General features: G+C 60.9%; 2 protein-coding genes and 1 pseudogene. 2 read left to right on the top strand and 1 reads right to left on the bottom strand.

What is annotated here, in order from left to right:
- Both QZY01_RS14515 and QZY01_RS14510 read left to right on the top strand, forming a co-directional pair.
- Window positions 1-172 (top strand): annotated as a pseudogene (locus tag QZY01_RS14515) (IS66 family transposase); the annotation flags it as partial.
- A gap of 93 nt (window positions 173-265) precedes the next feature.
- Entirely contained in the window at window positions 266-730 is a 465-nt protein-coding gene (locus tag QZY01_RS14510; protein ID WP_294538207.1) for a hypothetical protein, read from the top strand.
- 195 nt (window positions 731-925) lie between these two features.
- On the opposite strand, the gene QZY01_RS14505 is transcribed toward QZY01_RS14510, so the two are convergent.
- A complete protein-coding gene (locus QZY01_RS14505; RefSeq protein ID WP_294538205.1) occupies window positions 926-1438 on the bottom strand; it encodes a hypothetical protein in 513 nt (170 codons plus the stop codon).
- Window positions 1439-1616: the final 178 nt, after the last annotated feature.

Below are 1616 nucleotides of genomic sequence, written 5' to 3'. Positions count from 1 at the left end.
CAACAACGGTTCGGAGCGAGCGCTGCGGCCCTGTGTGATCCAGCGCAAAGTCACGAATGGCTATCGCGCCATGTGGGCCGCACAGGCCGAGGCGGACGTGCGCACGGCCGTCGACACCGCAAGGCTCAAGGGCGCAAACCCATTCCAGACGATCCTCGGCACCCTGGCCTGAAGTCGCAAAAAAACCGCGCCTAAAAATGGGGGTGGGTAATTACCAGGAACCGGCAATGTTCGGAGGCCGGTCAGTCCAGTAGGGAATGATGACGTGACAATTGCCGAAATCTCGACGAGATTCTCAATCTCTCTGGCGGTCTGGCTGATAGCAACTGCGGCCATCGCCGCCGAGCCGACAGGGCTTGCCCTGAACCCAGCGGTCACGCAGGCGACGATCACGGAGACGATCTGCACGGCGGGATGGACGCGAACGGTTCGTCCATATGTCGCGGACATGAAGCGGATCAAGGCCGAGATGCTGGCCGCCGTCGGCGAACCCATCGAACGCCGTAACCAATACGAACTTGACCATGTCGTTCCGCTCGCCCTCGGCGGCGCCACGATCGACCGGCGCAATCTCTCCCTACAGCCCATCGGCGAGGCGCGGGAAAAAGACGCCATAGAGGTGTGCCTGTCCTGGCTCGTCTGCCAAGGTAAAATCGCCTTGGAAGACGCTCAGTCGGCCATTTTCGAAGACTGGCGGCAGGCCGGGGAGCTTTGCGAAGAGGATTGGTGACATTCTTTCTGTCGGGTCTAGAAAACGACGTTTGGCAACCGACACGCCGGTCGCTGATAGAGGAGTAGCATATCAAACGGCGGCTTTCCGCCGACTCCGCGCGATAGCCATCCTGTCCGGGAATGACCGGATTTGGCGCAGCCACGTCCTTCATGGTCGCTCGGGAATGCCTCCTTTCAGCCGGAACGCGGGCTTTCATGGGCGCTTTATCCACCTCGCCGCCTTGGTGCGAACGCGACGTTGTGAAGACGTTTCTTCTTGCTGAGCCGTAGACGAAATTGAGGCTGTCTGTCTCTTGGGAGCAGCCGTCGCAACCTGGATCGTCTTTCCGGGCGGTTTGATCTTTTCCGCGACGGCGCGACCGCTACCGCTCTTCGTGGTCCCGGCTTTCGAGGGCGATTTTTTGCGCGCAGTGGCGGAAGACACGATGGTGGAGCCTTTCGTCGTCGAAGTCTTCGTTGCCGTTTGCGCGGACTTACCGACCTGACCGGTCTTTGGCGCCTTTGAAGAAACCGCGTTTTTCGCCGGACGCGCATCCTTTTTCACAGCGGAGGTTTTTGGCGCAGAGGACACTGGCGCCATTTCGACGCCGAACAAAGCCGCGAGGTCGTCATCGGCGAGAATGCGCGTTCCAGCGCCGCCGCTTTGTGTGATCGGAAGATCGGCCCCCGCATGGACGATCAATTCGGCACTTTCGACGCCACGCAAGGCGAAGATCAGGTCCGGCGTCGCGTCCAGCCTTGCGGCCGCGCCGTAAAGCGTGGCCGCCACATGTTTGCACATGCGCGCCCCGTCGGGGCAGGAGCAGGACATTTTGATTTCGCTCGGCGCGGGAAACAGCCCGTCGCCTTTGCGGCAGACGCGCTCCATGACGTTTTTCGACAAT

The sequence above is a fragment of the uncultured Rhodoblastus sp. genome (assembly GCF_903903185.1).
In the GTDB taxonomy this organism is placed as follows: Bacteria; Pseudomonadota; Alphaproteobacteria; order Rhizobiales; family Beijerinckiaceae; genus Rhodoblastus.
This window is presented reverse-complemented; position numbering and strand designations above follow the sequence as displayed.